This is a genomic window from Streptomyces sp. LS1784 (assembly GCF_020103755.1).
Taxonomy (GTDB): Bacteria; Actinomycetota; Actinomycetes; order Streptomycetales; family Streptomycetaceae; genus Kitasatospora.
Map to the genome: position 1 here is coordinate 1 of NZ_JAHSQD010000707.1, position 3,722 is coordinate 3,722.

At 75.2% G+C, this 3,722-nt stretch carries 5 protein-coding genes; 3 read left to right on the forward strand and 2 right to left on the reverse strand.

The features are described 5' to 3' along the window. Positions 1-314 precede the first annotated feature (314 nt). Together KS423_RS40970 and KS423_RS40975 are read left to right on the forward strand one after the other, a co-directional pair. Positions 315-689, forward strand: a complete 375-nt coding sequence (locus tag KS423_RS40970) for a DUF488 domain-containing protein (RefSeq protein ID WP_224284813.1) — start codon at positions 315-317, stop codon at positions 687-689. A gap of 142 nt (positions 690-831) precedes the next feature. After that, positions 832-1,386, forward strand: coding sequence for a hypothetical protein (locus KS423_RS40975; RefSeq protein WP_224284814.1), 555 nt, complete (start codon positions 832-834; stop codon positions 1,384-1,386). A 92-nt stretch (positions 1,387-1,478) separates the two neighbouring features. Here the strand turns inward: KS423_RS40975 and KS423_RS40980 are convergent, their stop codons facing one another. Next, positions 1,479-1,961 carry a hypothetical protein gene (locus KS423_RS40980; RefSeq protein WP_224284817.1) on the reverse strand — a complete coding sequence of 161 codons (483 nt, stop codon included), beginning with the start codon at positions 1,959-1,961 and terminating at the stop codon, positions 1,479-1,481. Between the two features lie 360 nt (positions 1,962-2,321). After that, complete coding sequence (locus KS423_RS40985; RefSeq protein WP_224284815.1) at positions 2,322-3,029, reverse strand: choice-of-anchor P family protein; 708 nt, start codon at positions 3,027-3,029, stop codon at positions 2,322-2,324. Between KS423_RS40985 and KS423_RS40990 the strand changes: the two genes are divergently transcribed. After that, positions 3,010-3,722 (forward strand): UDP-N-acetyl glucosamine 2-epimerase (locus tag KS423_RS40990; RefSeq protein WP_224284816.1); only part of this gene is annotated, 713 nt, incomplete at its 3' end. The two genes, KS423_RS40985 and KS423_RS40990, sit on opposite strands and share 20 nt — an antisense overlap.

Below are 3,722 nucleotides of genomic sequence, written 5' to 3' on the forward strand. Positions count from 1 at the left end.
CGACCGGCCGCCGTCCGGTCGCACCCCGCCTCCGCCGGTCCGGCACCGGGAGCCCTCACCGGGAGCCCGCTCCGGGACCGGGCCGGCGGGCCCCGGTGCCACAGCCGGCCGCGGGCCGCCTTCGCGCCGGTCGTCCGCGCTCCTCGACAGGAGGCCGCTTCCGGTGCTCGATAGGATGGCCGGGTCGACGGCGGCTGTGGCGGGCGCGCGGGCCCCGCAGGAGCCCCGTTCCACCGGTGTCCGGAGCCCGGTCACCGGTCCGGAGCCGGACCGGAAGCGTACGGTCCGGCCGCTCGATCCCGGGAGGCGTCGCGATGGCCGCACAGATCACCTACCGGCGGGTCTACGAGGAGTCCTCGCCCCGGGACGGGCAGCGGGTCCTGGTCGACCGGGTCTGGCCGCGCGGCGTGCGCAAGGAGGACGCGCACCTGGACGAGTGGCTGCGCGACGTCGCGCCGTCCACCGAACTGCGGCGCTGGTACGGCCACGAGCCGAGCCGCTACGCCGAGTTCCGCCGCCGCTACCACGCCGAGCTGCGGGACGCCGGACACCGCGACGCGGTCGGCCACCTGCGCGAGCTCGCCGGCCACGGCCGGCTCACGCTGCTCACCGCCACCAAGGACGTGGACCACAGCCAGGCCGCCGTCCTCGCCGAGTGGCTGTCCGGGACGGAAGGCCGCACGGCCTGACCGCCGGCCCGAACTCCACCTGCCCGTACGCGCCGCGGCCCCGCCGATCGGCCGCCCCGGCCGGCGCCGGTCCGGTCGAAGCGGCGGGGATGATCATCCGGGCGTAGGCTCTCGGCTGATCACAGGGGCAGGAGAGGAAGACATGGGCCAGAAGATCATCCGGTTCTCGGACCTGACCGGCAAGCACGCGGAGAACGACGGGGACCTGGTGCGGGTCGTGGTGCTCCAGCACCCCGACCTGACGGACGGTCCGGTCGAGATCGACGCGCTCGCCGGGGAGTTGGGCGAGGTGCGGGAGCTGGCGCTCGACCTGGTCACGGTCGAGCTGCACCACCCGGACCGGGCGGAGCCGCAGACGGTGGTGATGGAGGCCGAGACGTTCGACCGGCTGGCCTCGGCCGCGCCGATGGCCGAGGTGCTGCGCGGCGCCAGGCCGGCCGCCCGGGCCGCCACGTCCGGGACGGCGACCGCCGGCAGCCGGGAACGGGTCAACTACGCCAGCCTGGAGCACGCCGGGCGGCCGCACAAGGGCCGCACCACCGATGCGGAGAAGCAGCTCGTCCAGGAGCACCTGGACGAGATCAACGAGCGGCTGGCCGCCGAGGGCGTCCGCACGATCGACCTGGAGAACGTCGAGCACGTGACCCGGTACGGCCTGGACGCCCTGGCCCGGGAGACCGGCGTGATGCTCAGCTGACCGGCGCGGGCCCGCCCCTGCCGCCGGAACCCGCGGCAGGGGCGGCCGGCGCCGGCGGCCGGGGGAAGGCCCGGCCCCGCGGGTCGGGGGCCTCAGTCCCGGTCCGCCTCGGACAGCACGTCGGTGACCAGCTTGGTGGCGAAGTCGTTGCCGTTTCCGGAGATCCGGTTGATGTACTCCGCGAGCAGGACCGCCGTGGCCTCCAGGGGGTTCATCTCCTCCTTCGTCCAGGGTCCGTACTGGGCGCGCCACAGGTTGGGGCTCAGGCCGGTGCCGGCGGCGATGAGCAGGCCGGCCATGGTGGGGATGACCTCGGGAGGGAAGGTCCTCGGCATCATCCGCATGGTGGCCACCAGGTTGGGGACCGCGTGCTCGACCACGTCCTCCTCGTGCTGCTCGAAGGCCGATCGCAGCCAGTTCATGTAGATGTACACGAGCGTGCAGGCGCCTTCCACCAGCGCCTCGGCCTCCTCGGGGCCGAAGGACGCGGTGAGCTGGTCGACCATCCGCTGGTGCTCGGGGTCCGTCCCGGACTTTCCGTCGTAGACGGCCTTGAGCCGGGAGTCGATCACCATGAGCGCTGCGCTCACGTCACCGACGGGAGCGTGTTGGGGGTCGCAGGACGACACAGGACTCCTCCTAGAGCGGCCACGGCCGGTACGGCCGGTCCGTTCGAAGGGTAGGCGAGCGATCCGACGGGTCCGACGGATCCGACCGCAGGCACCCCGCGGTGACGGGTACGCAGGGGCCGCCCCGGGCGGGCCGGGGCGGCACGGTGGCGGTGACTCGGGGCCTGTCGCCCACTCACCGTCACCCACAGGCCGCGCCTCACACGTCAGAGCGAGGCGCCGGCAGTCGGGTTGACGGCGGCGGGCGGCGGGCGGCGGGCGGAGGGCGGCCGGCTCGCGCTCCCGGGCCGGCCGTCCTCCCTCCCGTCAGACGGTCGACGCGGCCGACCTGGCGTTGCGGCGACGGACGTGGACGGTGGCCAGGATGCCGGCGAGCACCGCCCCACCACCCGTCCCCGCGACCGACGGGTTGATCATCGGGACCGCGGCCGCGGGCTCGGCCCCGCCGCACTGCGCGTGGCCGATGACCAGGTTGGCGCCGTTCAACGACGGCAGCAGGGTGATGTGGACGGCGTTGACGGTCAGCACGCCGTCGGCATCGGTGGTCTGCTCGTTGAGGACGATCGAGCCGACGAGGGGGACGTCGACCCTGGTGTCGGCCGGGGCGTTGGCCTGGAGGCTGACCGGGAGAAGGCCGACGGTGACCGTCCCGCCCGCGATCAGGCCACTGCCGGTGGCCCCGGTGGGGGTGGCGTTGCAGGTCGAGTTGACGCCGGTCAGGGCGACCGAGGCGACGCCGAGGTCGAGCCCGAGCTTGTCGACCGTCGCGGAGGCCGACGCGGTGCCGTCGACGGGGTTCCCGGCGGTGGTCGCGGTGAGCACGGAGGTGGTGGCGACCGGCCCGACGTCGAGGCCCACCAGGGTCCGGGTGCCGCCGGACGGGTAGGCCGACTCGGGCGAGGGCGCGACGGCGACCACCCCGCCCAGCGCCTGCGTGGAGACGACGTAGGCGTCGGCCACGGGGGCGGGCAGCGCGGCGTACGCCGGGGAGGCCGTGGACAGCGCACCCACCACGACCGCGGCGGCGCACCTGCTGCGCGAGGGGATCGAACCGGAGCGGGTCGTGATCACCGGCAACACCGTCGTCGAGGCGACCCTGGAGACCCTGCCCGGCGAGGCCGAGGCCCACCGCATCGTGGCCGAACACGCCGTCACCCCCGGCAGCTACGTCCTCGCCACCATCCACCGCCCCGAGAACACCGACGACGCCGCGCGGCTCGCCCAGATCCTCGACCAGCTCGCCGCCCTCGACCTGCCGGTGCTGCTGCCGCTGCACCCCCGGACCAGGGCCGCCGTCGAGGCGTCCGGCCTGCGCGGCCCGATCGCGCGGCTGCGCCGGATCGAGCCGCTGGACCACGCCGGTTTCCTCGCCCTGGCCCGCCACTGCCGCCTGCTGGTGTCGGACTCCGGCGGGGTCCAGGAGGAGTGCACGGTGCTCAAGCGCCCGCTCGTCGTGGTGCGCAACTCCACCGAGCGCCCCGAGGCCGTCCGGGCCGGCTTCGCCCGGCTCGCCCGCCCCGGCCACGAACTCGGCCGCGCCCTGCGGGACCTGCTCGCCGACGAGGCCGCCACCGAACGGCTGGCGCACCTCCCCTCGCCCTACGGCACCGGGCAGGCGAGCGCCGAGATCGTCGCCGCGGTCCGCAGCCGCTACCTCACCCCCGAACGGCCCGCCGAACGCCCCGCGGAGCAGCCCGCCGCACCGCT

Coding starts and splice junctions, on each gene's coding strand:
- KS423_RS40970 (WP_224284813.1), top strand. CDS start 315: ATGGCCGCACAGATCACCTACCGGCGGGTCTACGAGGAGTCCTCGCCC.
- KS423_RS40975 (WP_224284814.1), top strand. CDS start 832: ATGGGCCAGAAGATCATCCGGTTCTCGGACCTGACCGGCAAGCACGCG.
- KS423_RS40980 (WP_224284817.1), bottom strand. CDS start 1,961: ATGGTGATCGACTCCCGGCTCAAGGCCGTCTACGACGGAAAGTCCGGG.